At 68.8% G+C, this 12733-nt stretch carries 10 protein-coding genes and 5 pseudogenes; 8 read left to right on the top strand and 7 right to left on the bottom strand.

Features of this window, described 5'->3' with window-relative positions; genetic code table 11:
- The first annotated feature begins 6 nt into the window (after positions 1-6).
- Positions 7-834, top strand: a complete 828-nt coding sequence (locus AB0D57_RS16695; protein WP_362072366.1) for an enoyl-CoA hydratase/isomerase family protein — start codon at positions 7-9, stop codon at positions 832-834.
- Between the two features lie 261 nt (positions 835-1095).
- On the opposite strand, the pseudogene AB0D57_RS16700 reads toward AB0D57_RS16695, so the two are convergent.
- Positions 1096-1914: pseudogene (locus tag AB0D57_RS16700) on the bottom strand (acyl-CoA dehydrogenase family protein); the annotation flags it as partial.
- Positions 1914-2027: pseudogene (locus AB0D57_RS16705) on the bottom strand (LysR family transcriptional regulator); the annotation flags it as partial. The pseudogenes AB0D57_RS16700 and AB0D57_RS16705, both read right to left, overlap by 1 nt.
- A gap of 222 nt (positions 2028-2249) precedes the next feature.
- On the opposite strand from AB0D57_RS16705, the gene AB0D57_RS16710 reads away from it, so the two are divergent.
- Positions 2250-2858: a DJ-1/PfpI family protein gene (locus AB0D57_RS16710; RefSeq protein ID WP_362072368.1), complete on the top strand. Its 609-nt coding sequence runs from the start codon at positions 2250-2252 to the stop codon at positions 2856-2858.
- A 141-nt stretch (positions 2859-2999) separates the two neighbouring features.
- On the opposite strand, the gene AB0D57_RS16715 is transcribed toward AB0D57_RS16710, so the two are convergent.
- Positions 3000-3890 (bottom strand): LysR substrate-binding domain-containing protein, encoded by an 891-nt coding sequence (locus AB0D57_RS16715; RefSeq protein WP_362072370.1) that lies wholly within the window; start codon positions 3888-3890, stop codon positions 3000-3002.
- Positions 3891-4014: 124 nt separating this feature from the next.
- On the opposite strand from AB0D57_RS16715, the gene AB0D57_RS16720 reads away from it, so the two are divergent.
- From AB0D57_RS16720 to AB0D57_RS16740, 5 genes are all read left to right on the top strand, one after another.
- Entirely contained in the window at positions 4015-5175 is a 1161-nt protein-coding gene (locus AB0D57_RS16720) for a mandelate racemase/muconate lactonizing enzyme family protein (RefSeq protein WP_362072387.1), read from the top strand.
- A gap of 110 nt (positions 5176-5285) precedes the next feature.
- A complete protein-coding gene (locus tag AB0D57_RS16725; RefSeq protein WP_362072372.1) occupies positions 5286-6233 on the top strand; it encodes a 5-dehydro-4-deoxyglucarate dehydratase in 948 nt (315 codons plus the stop codon).
- A gap of 150 nt (positions 6234-6383) precedes the next feature.
- Entirely contained in the window at positions 6384-7724 is a 1341-nt protein-coding gene (locus tag AB0D57_RS16730; RefSeq protein ID WP_362072374.1) for a gluconate:H+ symporter, read from the top strand.
- A 27-nt stretch (positions 7725-7751) separates the two neighbouring features.
- Positions 7752-9089 (top strand): enolase C-terminal domain-like protein, encoded by a 1338-nt coding sequence (locus AB0D57_RS16735; protein WP_362072376.1) that lies wholly within the window; start codon positions 7752-7754, stop codon positions 9087-9089.
- 62 nt (positions 9090-9151) lie between these two features.
- Positions 9152-9529, top strand: a complete 378-nt coding sequence (locus AB0D57_RS16740) for a gamma-glutamyl-gamma-aminobutyrate hydrolase family protein (RefSeq protein WP_362072378.1) — start codon at positions 9152-9154, stop codon at positions 9527-9529.
- On the opposite strand, the pseudogene AB0D57_RS16745 reads toward AB0D57_RS16740, so the two are convergent.
- The 3 genes and pseudogenes from AB0D57_RS16745 to AB0D57_RS16755 all read right to left on the bottom strand — a co-directional run bounded on the left by AB0D57_RS16745 (position 9486) and on the right by AB0D57_RS16755 (position 11380).
- Positions 9486-9950, bottom strand: a pseudogene (locus AB0D57_RS16745) (cupin domain-containing protein). The gene AB0D57_RS16740 and the pseudogene AB0D57_RS16745 overlap by 44 nt on opposite strands.
- A 181-nt stretch (positions 9951-10131) precedes the next feature.
- A complete protein-coding gene (locus AB0D57_RS16750) occupies positions 10132-10938 on the bottom strand; it encodes a DUF427 domain-containing protein (protein ID WP_362072381.1) in 807 nt (268 codons plus the stop codon).
- A 22-nt stretch (positions 10939-10960) separates the two neighbouring features.
- Positions 10961-11380: a 2OG-Fe(II) oxygenase family protein gene (locus tag AB0D57_RS16755; protein WP_362072383.1), complete on the bottom strand. Its 420-nt coding sequence runs from the start codon at positions 11378-11380 to the stop codon at positions 10961-10963.
- A gap of 192 nt (positions 11381-11572) precedes the next feature.
- Here AB0D57_RS16755 and AB0D57_RS16760 point away from each other — a divergent pair.
- A pseudogene (locus AB0D57_RS16760) lies at positions 11573-11794 on the top strand (MMPL family transporter); the annotation flags it as partial.
- 47 nt (positions 11795-11841) lie between these two features.
- Here the strand turns inward: AB0D57_RS16760 and AB0D57_RS16765 are convergent.
- Positions 11842-12639 (bottom strand): annotated as a pseudogene (locus AB0D57_RS16765) (transposase); the annotation flags it as partial.
- Between the last annotated feature and the right edge of the window lie 94 nt (positions 12640-12733).

The following is a 12733-nucleotide window of genomic DNA, read 5'->3' on the forward strand; positions in this document are numbered from 1 at the left end:
AAGCCGATGTCCGAGAAGCACGAGACGATCCGAACGGAGCTGCGCCACGGGGTCCTGTGGGCCACGATCGACAACCCCCCGATCAACCTGATCGACGAGCGGTTGGTCGCAGACCTGATCGCACTGCTCGACGCGAGTGACTCCGACGACAGCGCGCGGGTTGTCGTCTTCCGAAGTGCGGACCCCGACTTCTTCATCCCGCATGTGGACGTCGAGCGGATCGCCGAGTACACGGCGACGGCGGCGACGTCCGGCGGGCCGGACGACGTGAGTCTCGGTGCGCTGTACCGCCGACTCAGCGAGGCACGCCCCGTCACGATCGCCGTCATCGAGGGCCGGGCGCGCGCCGCAGGCGGAGAGTTCCTCTATGCCTGCGACATGCGGTTCGCCTCCCTTGAGCGTGCGGTGCTCGGCCAGCCCGAGGTGGGTTTGGGCACTTTCCCCGGCGCGGGGGCGGTCCAGCAGCTCGTACGGCTGGCCGGACGTGGTCAAGCCATGCAGGTGATCCTCGGTGCCGAGGACCTCGACGCACGCGAGGCCGAACGCATCGGCGTGGTCAACAAGGCCCTGCCGGACCGGGAGTTGGTTCCCTACGTCGAGCGTCTCGCCGAGCGCATCGCCGGATTCCCGGAGGCGGCCGTACGGCTTGCCAAGCGCCGGATCAACGCGGCCGCCCTCCCGGCCAAGGAGGACGTCCAGGTCGACTCGGGCTTCTTCCAGATCCTGGCGCGTGACGCATCGAGCACCGCCCGGATCGGTGCCCTCATGCAGCGCGGGATGCAGGAGCGCTCCCGCACCGAGCTCGACTTCGGTGCGGCGGTGGGGGAACTGTGAACCCCGCCGGTTGCGGGACGGCGGACTGGGGCAGCGTGCGGGCCCGGTCTCCTGTTTCGGGGCGGTGGTGGCCCGGCTGAACGTGGTTGACATGGCATCGGAGAGGCTGGAGCGCCGGCATGTCGTCTTGGGCGTCGCCCGCGCAAGTGATGTGTCGACAGGTGCCGCGTCCGCCGTTACTTCCTGTGTTGTCGTGGCGTCGGCGGACGACGGGAATCTGCCGCCGCCCCGGCCCGTGAGGGAGGCCCGGGCGGCGGCGTCTCATACGAATGCGCTCTGTCCGGTGATCGACTTGCCGACGATCAGGGTCTGCATCTCGCGCGTGCCCCCGTAGGAGTAGAGGGCTTCGGCGTCGGCGAAGAACCGTGCGATGCCGTAGTCGAGCAGGATGCCGTTGCCGCCGAAGATCTCGCGGCTCCAGGCGACGACCTCCCGCATCCGCGAGGCGACGAAGCCCTTGGCCAGCGAGGAGTGCTCGTCACGCAAGACGCCGGAGTCCTGCAGCCGCGCGAGCTGCACCAGCATGCCCCACGACGCGGTGATGTTGCCCAGGCTCTTGACGAGGAGATCCTGCACCATCTGGAACTTCGCGATCGGACGGCCGAACGCTATGCGCTGCTTGGCGTAGTCCAGGGCCAGTTCATAGGCGCCGATCATGAGGCCCAGCGACTGCCATGCGACCCCGCCGCGGGTGAAGCGCAGGATCTCGGCGACGTCCCGGAAGGAGTGGATGTTCTGCAGCCGGTTCGCCTCGGGTACCCGGACGTCGGTCAGGGTGATCTCGGCGTTCTGCACGATCCGCAGTGCGATCTTGCCCTCGATCTTCTCCGGGCTGAACCCCGGCGTGCCCTTCTCGACGACGAATCCCTTGACGTGGTTGTCGTCGACGTCCCTCGCCCACACCACGACGTAGTCGGCGAAGGTGGCGTTGCCGATCCACTTCTTGGCGCCGTTGAGGACCCAGGTGTCGCCCTCGCGCCGGGCGGTGGTGCGCATGCCGCCGGAGACGTCGGAGCCGCCCAGCGGCTCGGTGAGGGCGAATGCGCCGATCTTGTCCATGGTGGCCATCTGGGGCAGCCATCCCTGATCCGCTGGCTCAGCGGCGAAGTGGCCATGTGCAGTCGCCGGGCCGCCGCCGAAAAGTTCAACTCCTCGGCAACCGCAACGAAATAGCGCAAATGCAACATCTCCACCTCGTCACGTCAACCCCGATCCGCCGACCTGCCCGAGCTGTCGCGCATCGGGACGGCGGCTGCCGCGGACGTAACTGTGCTCGGAGGCCGACGTAAGGTACTCAGGCGCACAGCTCGAAACGCAGAGAGCCGGTAAGCAGGCCACCAGCCGCTGTTTGGCTCTCGCCCCGGAGCGGCGCGCCGAGGAGACTGCAGATCTGATGCCGACTTGGAGGAGTTGTGATGCAGGTAGCCGTGGTCACCTTCGACGGGTTCAACGAACTCGACAGCTTCATCGCTTCCTCGATGATCAACCGATGCCGTAAGGACGGCTTGGAAGCCTTCATTACGACGCCGACCCCGGTGGTCACGTCGATGAACGGCGTCGAGGTGAGCGGGCAGCGCCCGATGGAGTTCGTGACCGAAGCCGATGTCGTGCTCATCGGTAGCGGGGTGAAGACGCGGGATGTGGTCGCCGACGACCGGCTGATCTCCAGGCTGTCGCTCGACCCTTCGCGACAGCTGATCGGTGCGCAGTGTTCCGGCGCGCTGGTGCTCGCCCGGCTCGGGTTGCTGAATGGCATGCCGGTGTGCACGGACATGAAGAGTCGGCCCTTTGTCGAAGCCTGCGACGTCACCGTGCTGGACGCGCCGTTCTACGCCGAGGGGAACATCGCTACGGCGGGCGGTTGCCTGGCGTCCCAGTATCTCGCCACGTGGGTGATGACCCGAATGCTCGGGGAGGACGCCGCGCGCGACGTCGTCGACTACGTGGCTCCGGTCGGCGAAAACCAGGAGACTGTCGAGCGCGCCATGCGTGCCGTCCACGCGGGCGAGGTCGCGCTCCGCTGACGCGCCGCAGGACGGCGCACTGCGGGAGCATCGGGGTCGTGAGCAGGTACGTGCTGCTGGTGCCTGACCGGACCATGATCTGGTGATCGGGTAGCCGTGACGCTCCCCCTCATCGTTGGCGGAGCCAGCAGGCCGGCCACGTCACGGCATCCGCCTCCACAGACTCCTGAGCAGTGCGTGCAGTGCAGGGTTGTCGTTGGTGCGGCGCCACACCAGGTCGAGTTCCACCGGTGCGGGCGTGGGCAGTTCGACCTGTTTGAAGACAATTTCGGGGTAGCGCAGCTGTGCGGCGGCCTCCGGCACCAGAGCCACGCCCAGGCCGACGTTGACGAGGGCGAGGATGCTGTGGACCTGGCTCAGGTACTGGGAGTAGACGGGCGTGACATGGGCGGACCGGAAGATGCTGATGAGCAGTTCGTGGAAGTAGCGGGCCTCGACGGGTGAGTACATCAGCAGATCCTGGCCTTCGAAGTCCGTGACCTTGAGAGCTCCTTGATGCCCCGTCAGTTCGTGTGTCGTCGGCAACGCGGCAACCAACTGTTCCTTCACCGCAGGCCTGGACACCAAGTCGGGGCCCGTGACCGAGGGGCGGACAAGGCCGAGGTCGAGGCTGTTGTTGGCGAGTGAGGCGAGTTGGTCCCGGGTGACCATTTCGCGCAGGACGATCTCCGCGCGGGGCACCTCCTCCCGGGCCGTGCTCAGCAGAGTGCCGAGGGTGGAGTGGGCGCTGGCGGCGGTGAACCCGACGGTGACGCTGCCCGCCTCTCCCGTCGACACCTGCCGGACGGCGAGCGCGGCGCGCTCGGAGTGGCGCAGGATGCTGCGCGCCTCGGCCAGGAAAGCCCTGCCCGCGGGCGTCAGCTGCACCGACTTGTTCGTGCGATTGAGCAGTTGGACCCCGAGATCGTGCTCCAGCTGCCGTATCTGCCTGCTCAGCGGGGGCTGCGTCATCCGGAGCCGCTGAGCCGCGCGCGTGAAATGTAGCTCCTCCGCTACGGCCACGAAACTCGTCAGTTGCGTGAATGTGAACAACGATGCTCTCCCGGTATCAACGTATACAAATTTTGAGTTAGACGGGAATCCTCCCGGAGTCCTAGCTTCAGGGGGCAACCAACCCCGCAAGGCACCGGAGCTTCGAGTGGTGAGTACGACGAACATGACGCCGCATGTCACGAATCAGGGCGAAGCCACACTGGACCGGATCTCCTGGCTCATTCTGTCTTCCATCACCCTTCCGCTGGCCACTCCCGTGAGCGACGCCAAGGTGTTGACGGGGCGGCAGACGCCCATGACCGAGGTGGCCTTCCTCTTCGTCGAGGTCGGCACCGAGCAGGGCCATGAGGGCATCGGCTTCAGCTACTCCAAACGCGCGGGCGGCCCCGGCCAGTTCGCACATGCCAAGGAGATCGCCCCCGTCCTGATCGGCGAGGACCCCAGCGACATCGCCAAGATCTGGACGAAGCTGGTGTGGGCGGGCGCCTCGGTCGGCCGCAGTGGACTCGCCACCCAGGCCGTCGCCGCCTTCGACATCGCCCTGTGGGACCTCAAGGCCAAGCGCGCCGGCCTGCCCCTTGCCAAGTTGCTGGGCGCCCACCGCGACTCCGTCCGCTGTTACAACACCTCCGGCGGCTTCCTGCACACCCCGACCGAGCAAGTCCTCGAGAACGCCACCGCCTCCCTGGCCGGCGGCATCGGCGGCATCAAGCTCAAGGTCGGCCAGCCCGACGGCAGGGCGGACCTGCGCCGGGTGACCGCCGTACGCGAGCACCTCGGCGACGATGTGCCCTTGATGGTCGATGCCAACCAGCAGTGGGACCGACCCACCGCACAGCGCATGGGGCGCGCCCTGGAGGAGTTCGGCCTGATCTGGATCGAGGAGCCGCTCGACGCGTACGACTCCCAGGGCCACGCCGCTCTCGCCGCCTCGCTGGACACGCCGATCGCGACGGGCGAGATGCTCTCGAGCGTGGCCGAGCACCAGGAGTTGCTGCGCCACAGCGCGGTGGACGTCATCCAGCCGGACGCACCCCGCATCGGAGGCATCACGCAGTTCCTCAAGCTGGCCGCGTTCGCGGAGCACCAGCAGCTGCAACTCGCACCCCACTTCGCCATGGAGATCCACCTCCACCTCGCCGCCGCCTACGCGCACGAGCCCTGGGTGGAGCACTTCGACTGGCTGGAGCCGCTGTTCAACGAGCGGCTCCGGATCAGCGACGGCCGGATGCACCTGTCGTCGCGACCCGGCCTCGGCATCACCCTCAGCGATCAGGCCCGCTCCTGGACGCAGGCGGTGCATGAGGTGGGCGCGCGACCCTGAGTCTCCGTACCAGGTGATCACGCGGTCGTCGACCCATTGACCAGCCATGTGCACCACCTTAACCTCCACCCTCATACGTAGACAGAATCCATATACATGGAGAGAAGTTCATGTCACTGAACACGGCGCCCCAGGACGTCGCTCAACGCCTCCGGGACGGCATGGCTCACGGTGTGCTGTCCTTCCCGCTGACCAGCTTCACGGACGACGGCAGTCTCGACCTGGACGCCTACCGGACCTACCTGGCGGACCAGTTGGCCACCCGTCCCGGCGCGGTCTTCCCCGCCTGCGGCACGGGCGAGTTCACCGCGCTGGACGAGGACGAGTACCGCCAGGTCGTCACCGCCGCCGTGGAGGTGGCCGACGGCCGTATACCCGTCGTCGCCGGCATCGGCTACGGCTGGGCCCAGGCCCTGCGCTTCGCCCGCATCGCGGAAGAAGCCGGCGCGGACGCCGCGCTGGTGCTCCCCCACTACCTGCTGAAAGCGCCACAGGACGGCCTGGTCGAGCAGGTGCGCCGGATCGCCGCGGGCACCGGCATCCCGCTCATCGTCTATCAGCGCGACCAGGTGACCTTCAGCGTCGAGAGCCTGCGCCGCCTCGCGGAGATCCCCACGGTCATCGGCCTCAAGGACGGCCACAGCGACCTGGACCGCCTCCAGCGCCTCACCCTCGCCGCCCCCGACCACCTGCTCTTCTTCAACGGCGCCGCCACCGCGGAGATGCAGGCCCGCGCCTACGCCACGGTCGGCGTCCCCGCGTACTCCTCGGCGGTCCACGCCTTCGCTCCCGAGATCGCGAACGCGTTCTTCGGCGCCCTCCAAAGCGGCGACGACAGCACCGTCGACCACCTGCTTCGCGACTTCTATGTCCCCCTGGTCGAACTGCGCGACCGGGTACCGGGCTACGCGGTCTCCCTCGTCAAGGCCGCCGCCCGACTGCGCGGCAAGCCGGTCGGCCCGGTCCGCGCCCCGCTCACCGACCCCGGCCCGCAGGACCTCGCCGAGTTGGAGAAGCTCCTGGAGACGGGCTTGGCCCTGGTCGGGGCCACCCGCTGAACCACCCGTGACGGGGCGCCCGCCGCCCCCGCCACGCACTGAGCCTCACCGGCCGTCTCGCCCACCTCCCACCTCACTACGACACACGACCGCCGCTCGCCGGACGGGCGGCGGTCGTCATCTGCGCACAGTTCAAAGGGGAACTGATCCATGCCTCTTGTCGTCGTCGGAATCAGCGTGCTGGTCCTGCTGTTCCTCATGACCAGGCTGAAACTCAACGGCCTCATCGCTCTGCTCCTGGTGGCCGTCGGCGTCGCGCTGGTCCAGGGGATCCCCGCCGCGGAGATCGGCGATGTCCTCGGGGAGGGCGTCGGCGACCAGATCGGCGACACCCTGCTCGTCGTCGGACTCGGCGCCATGCTCGGCCGCGTCATGGGCGACTCGGGCGCCGCCCAGCGCATAGCCAGCCGGCTCATCGACGCCTTCGGCCCGCGCTACGTCCAGGTGGCCATGGTCGTGACGGCCATGCTCATCGGCGTGACGATGTTCTACGAGGTCGCCTTCGTCATCATCGTGCCGGTCGCGTTCACCATCGTCCGGGTCACCCGCAAGAACCTGCTGTGGGTGGGGCTTCCGATGTCGATCGCCCTGTCCACGATGCACAGCTTCCTGCCGCCCCACCCCGGGCCCACCACCGTCGCCTCCACCTTCCACGCCTCCGTCGGCCACACGCTCCTCTACGGCCTCTTCTTCGCCGTGCCGATCGGCGCGGTCATCGCGCTGGTGTGGCCGCGCCTGCCGTTCGTCCGGCGGATGGACCCCTCGATCCCCCAGGGACTGGTCACCGAGCGGGTGTTCGAGGAAGACGAGATGCCGGGCATGGGCTGGTCCCTGTTCGTGGCCCTGGTCCCGATCGTGCTGATCGCGGGCGCCGCCGTGGCCGACATGGCGGTGTCGGACGACAACAACTCGGTCCTGCACGCCGTCGACTTCATCGGCTCGCCCCCGGTCGCCCTGCTGCTGACGCTGTGCCTGGCCGTCTGGGCCTTCGGCCCCCGCATCGGCCGCAGCTTGGAGGAGGTGAGCGCATCCTGTGTGTCGGCGGCGAAGTCCATGGCGATGATCCTGCTGGTCATCGGCGCCGGCGGCGCGTACAAGGGGGTCCTCGTCGAGGGCGGGATCGCCGACTACATCAAGGACTTCACCGACGGCTGGAACATCTCCCCGATCGTCCTCGCCTGGCTCATCGCCGTGATCCTGCGCGTGGCCCTGGGCTCCGCGACGGTCGCCGTCGTCACCGCCGCCGGTGTTGTGGCCCCGCTCGTCGCGGGCAGTGGTGTCCACCCCGAGCTGATGGTGCTGGCCGTCTCCTGCGGCTCGATCGCCTTCAGTCACGTCAACGACCCCGGCTTCTGGATGTTCAAGGAGTACTTCAACCTGTCGGTCCTCGACGCGATCAAGGCACGTACGACTTACACGACCGTGCTCGCGATCCTCGGCCTGGGCGGCGTACTCGCCGTCGAATGGGCCCTGGACGCCCTCAGCATCTGACCCGCCTCCCCTCAAGGAACCACTCCCATGACAAGCGGAAACCAGCCGACCGTCACCGCCGTCGCCGTCTACCCGGTCGCCGGTCGAGACTCGATGGAGCTCAACCTCTCCGGCGCGCACGGCCCCTACTTCACCCGCAACGTGGTCGTCCTGACCGACTCCGAGGGGCGCACGGGCCTGGGCGAGGTGCCGGGCGGCGAGCAGATCGCCCAGACGCTCCGGGACGCCGAGTCCCTGGTCGTCGGCGCGAAGGTCGGCGACTACAAGCGGGTTCTGCGCGAGATCGGGGAGCGTTTCGGCGGCCGCGACTCCGGCGGCCGAGGCCTCCAGACCTTCGACCTGCGGACGACCGTCCACGCGGTCACCGCCGTCGAGTCGGCCCTCCTCGACCTCCTGGGCCAGCACCTCGACGTCCCTGTGGCGGCCCTGCTCGGCGACGGCCAGCAGCGCGACTCGGTACGCGTCCTCGGCTACCTCTTCTACGTCGGCGACCCCGACCGCACGGACCTCGACTACGTCCGCGAACCCGACGCGGACGTGGAGTGGTACCGGATCCGCCACGAGGAGGCGCTCACCCCCGAGGCGATCGTCCGCCAGGCCGAAGCCACCTACGACCACTATGGCTTCCGTGACTTCAAGCTGAAGGGCGGGGTGCTGGACGGGGCGGAAGAGGTCAAGGCGGTCCAGAGGCTGAAGGAGCGCTTTCCCGACGCACGGATCACCCTCGACCCCAACGGCGCCTGGTCCCTGCGCGAGGCGATCGAGCTGTGCGCCCCTCTCGCCGGCACCCTCGCCTACGCCGAGGACCCGTGCGGCGCGGAGGACGGCTACTCGGGCCGCGAGATCCTCGCGGAGTTCCGTCGGGCCACCGGGCTGCCCACGGCGACCAACATGATCGCCACCGACTGGCGCCAGCTGACCCACGCCCTGGCCCTGCAGTCCGTCTCCATCCCGCTCGCCGACCCGCACTTCTGGACCATGCAGGGCTCCGTGCGCGTGGCCCAGTTGTGCAACGCCATGGGGCTGACCTGGGGTTGCCACTCCAACAACCACTTCGACATCAGCCTCGCCATGGTCGCCCACTGCGGCGCCGCGGCGCCCGGCGAGTACAACGCCCTGGACACGCACTGGATCTGGCAGGAGGGCCTGGAACGACTGACGGTCTCCCCGCCCCGCATCGTCGACGGCGAGATCAAGATCCCGCGCGCCCCCGGCCTCGGCGTCCAGCTCGACATGGACCGCCTCCTCGCCGCCCACGAGCTCTACCGCGAGAAGGCCCTGGGCGCCCGCGACGACGCGATCGGCATGCGCCACCTCATCCCCGACTGGACCTTCGACAACAAGCGCCCCTGCCTGGTGCGCTAGGACCTGTCCGGCCGATCAAGTCGCAGGAAAGCAGCGGTGCCTGCGAAGTGTCGGGGAGCGGTGTGTGCCGCGGCCTGCAACTGCTCGTCATCGCCTACGGCGGCACCCTGCACCAGCACCTGCCCGACGTCCTCGGCCCCACCGGGCACCTTCCACAGGAAGGGGTCCTGAGCGACCACGAGGTGAACTTCACCGAGGGCAGCCGGGCCGTCGCCGTGTACGGCCCAGCCGCCCGGGTCAACTCCCGTCATCACCAAGGCGTCGCTGACTCCGGTCGGCTCCGGGTCACGGCCCGCAGTGACGACGGCCTGCCCGAGCCCGCCGAGGATCCGGACAAGCGGTTCGTCCTCGGGGTGCAGAGACATCCAGAGATCTCCGGCGACCTCACACGGCCGTTCAGCCCACCTCGCGCCCCAGTACATACAGCTGCGGAAGGTTGACCACGATCGCCTCCTGTGTACTGCGCGCGATGACGACCAACGCCTCCTCGGCGGGATCGGGGTTCTCCTCGCGGTGCGGGACGAACGGGGGGACGAAGATGTAGTCGCCCGGGGAGGTGCGCAGCCGTACCTCTTCCGGCTGTGGGCCCGAGTCGTCGAGGAAAACGAACTCAGGGTGCCCGCTGACGACCTAGATGACGGTCTCGGACTCGCCGTGGTGATGGTCGGAGGTGGAGGGAGCGACATGGGTCTGGCCCATCCACAGCTTCTCGGAGCCGACCGTCCTGCCACTGACGGCGGCGAAGCGGCGCATGCCTCCGGTCTGGGCGGTGTCGCCGTCGAGCGCATCGGCGCGGATGTGTACGCCTATGGCTGGGGGCGTTCGCAGACCGGCCGGGCCATCCGGGACTTCATCCACCACGGGTCCGAGATGAACGGGCCGTCGAAACGGCCTCGTTCGAGGATGCGCGCCGTCTGGATCCAGCGGTCCAGCTCGCGGTAGCGATGGGCCTGGCCGTCCTGGTGACGCCACAGACCCATCGCAATGTGACCGACCGTGGACTGGCGCAGTCCGTTGAGACGGATCGGGCGGTCGTTTCACGTCATGTGTGCGAGGACTTCCTGCTGAAGTGGGTGACAGGGCGCTCCATTCGCTCGCCGTCCACGGTGATGTCCACCTCCTCGTTGTAGAAGGCGAGCAGGCCCTGGATGGCGCCGACGGCGGGCAGCGGGTCCGGGTAGCTCCACACGATGTACGGCGGGACCTCTGCTTCGCCGCGCCACGACCAGTACTCGGCGGTGCCCTTGTACGGGCAGCCGGTGTGGTGGTCGGTGCCCTCGAACAGGTGGACGCGGACGTCCTCGCGCGGGACGTAATAGCGGGTGGGCAGGCCGGTCTCGAAGAGCAGGACCGGCCGGTGCGTGTCCGCGACGACCGTGCCGTCGATCTCGACCACGAGGTGACGGCTGCTGGGGATGGCGTCCACCCGCTTGTGCGGGTCACGGGGGTGGATGAAGATTTCTTCCTCCTCCTCGTACCAGTGGTCCAGGCCCCGCCCGACACGCCGGAACCACTCGAAGGCGATGTGGTCGGCCAGGTCGGCGGCCGGGAAGGTCCAGGCGGCGTTCTCCAGCAACTCGCCGTCGACTTCGACGTCGTAGAAGATCTGCGAGCCGGTGTGCGTGCCGGTCGGTGGATTCTTCGCGGGACGGAGGAGCTCCTCGCGTACCTCCGCACGCGGGAACGCGTACAGCGGTACGGGAACACCCGGCTCCCAGACGAGGACGGGGTGGCGGCTGTCGACGACCGTCACCTCGCCCTTGCGGCCGCGCACCCAGCGCTCGCTCGGCTCCCACAGGAGCCCCTCGGGGGTGGCCCGCACGGCCTGGGCGGTGGGGAATGTGGTCATGAGCGGCTCTCCTTCGGCTGGCTCAGGCGGTGACTTCGGCGGCATGGGGGCGGTTCTCCCGCCAGGCCTCGAGCTGCTCGGGGCGGCCGAAGACCCGCAGGTACTCCACCACGTTGCCGCTGGCCCGCTCCCACACCGACACGGGTTCGAAGTCGGAGCCGTCGGGGTCGGCGAAGGCCGGCAACGGTTCCACGACCGTGTCCAGGCTCGGGTGGACGAACACCGCGGAGGAACGGCGCGGCACCGAGCCGCCGGCCACCACACGGTGCCGTCCGGGGCGCAGCCTCCCCTCCGTCCAGTTGGTCAGCAGGGCGCCGATGAACACCTGCAGGACGTCCGGCCTGATCGGTACGGGTGCCCAGGTGCCGTCGGGACGCTGGCCCTGCAGCCCGGCGTAATCGCCCTCCTGGGTTGCCTGGACGGACCCTTGGCCGCCAGGCAACCCGCAGTCTGGAAGGGACCGAACTCGTCGGGCTGTAGTGCGTAGGCACCAGGACACGTGAGTGGCTGGTCCGGGTGCACCAGGGGAAGACGGCGGCGGGGACGATGCCCCGCGGGACGCCGGAGGGAAGTGTTGGAGGCGCGTGAATCTCGCGAATCCCCTTGCCCAGCGGGTGTCTGGAGTGATCAACAAATGACGACAGCTCTTTACCGGATCGGACGGTGGGCCTTCCGGCGGCGCCGGCTCGTGGGTGGTCTGTGGCTGGGTGTCCTGGTGCTGGCCGTCGTCGCCGCCATGGCGCCGGCCGGGGAGGAAGAGGACCTCTCCATGCCCGGCACCGAGTCGCAGAAGGCGTTCGACCTGCTGGACGAGCGCTTCCCCCAGAGCAACTCCCAGGGTGCCGAGGCCCGCTTGGGCCATGCCCGGGCTTCGGCCTTGCCGTAGCGCGGTGCGTCGTTCACGGTCACGACCGACGGCTCCGGCCAGGTCTCCGGCTTCGCGAGGCCGAACTCCTTGCCGTGCTTGGATGGCCGGCCGCCCTTGGGCTGGTAGACGCGGGGCGGGGCGGGCAGCCGCAGGTTACGGTCCGAGCGCAGGCGGCCAACCAGTTCAACCGGTAGGTCCCGCAGCAGCCAGGACAGGCGCATCACGCCGTAGCCGGCGTCCATCACGATCAGTATGTCCCGGTCACCAGTCCGCCACTGGCCGACCGCGATGAGACGTTCGGCCACCTTGCGGAGCTGGTCGGCCGTGATGGGCGCGGCGTCGTCGGTGGGTCCGGGGCGGACCACGTCCAGCACGGCGGTCCACGAGGTGCGGTGCGAAGTGAGCGCGGCAACGAAGGAATACGGCCAGCCCGGGATGATCTGCGCGGCCGCGCGGGAACGGCCGTGGACGTGGCAGAACAGCCGCTCCGGTGAGCACGCGGCGTCCGAGCGCAGCCACGGGGAGACGTCCACGGAGAGCACGATCCGCCCGTTGAAACGCGGCAGCGGCAGCGACACCAGAAGGTCCCGCAGCCTGTCCACGTCCAGACGGCCGTGGTTCAACGCGCCGTACAGCGAGCCATAACCGCGACGGTGCTCGGTGACCAGCGACAACTCCACCGGCATCTTCACCGGACCATCCGCACACAACAGCGCGTCGGCCAGCTCGAAGAACGCATCCGCCCGCGCCGACAGACACCCGTAGAAGGCCGTCCGAAAGCGTGACAGTTCCGCGAACACGTCCCGGTCGCTGACCCGCGCCAGCATACTCATGGTGAAGTCGGCCCGGGGCGCGGTTCCGGTCTTTCGACCGGCCCGTTTCCCCGGAGCCGCTTCCCGAACCGGGCATGCGACTTGGCACCGCACC

It is taken from the genome of Streptomyces sp. NPDC048275, assembly GCF_040652275.1.
GTDB lineage: Bacteria > Actinomycetota > Actinomycetes > Streptomycetales > Streptomycetaceae > Streptomyces.

Bases quoted from the DNA above. Each gene is read 5' to 3' on its own strand.
- AB0D57_RS16695 (WP_362072366.1), top strand. From the start codon at position 7: ATGTCCGAGAAGCACGAGACGATCCGAACGGAGCTGCGCCACGGGGTC.
- AB0D57_RS16710 (WP_362072368.1), top strand. From the start codon at position 2,250: ATGCAGGTAGCCGTGGTCACCTTCGACGGGTTCAACGAACTCGACAGC.
- AB0D57_RS16750 (WP_362072381.1), bottom strand. From the start codon at position 10,938: ATGACCACATTCCCCACCGCCCAGGCCGTGCGGGCCACCCCCGAGGGG.
- AB0D57_RS16720 (WP_362072387.1), top strand. From the start codon at position 4,015: ATGACGCCGCATGTCACGAATCAGGGCGAAGCCACACTGGACCGGATC.
- AB0D57_RS16735 (WP_362072376.1), top strand. From the start codon at position 7,752: ATGACAAGCGGAAACCAGCCGACCGTCACCGCCGTCGCCGTCTACCCG.
- AB0D57_RS16725 (WP_362072372.1), top strand. From the start codon at position 5,286: ATGTCACTGAACACGGCGCCCCAGGACGTCGCTCAACGCCTCCGGGAC.
- AB0D57_RS16730 (WP_362072374.1), top strand. From the start codon at position 6,384: ATGCCTCTTGTCGTCGTCGGAATCAGCGTGCTGGTCCTGCTGTTCCTC.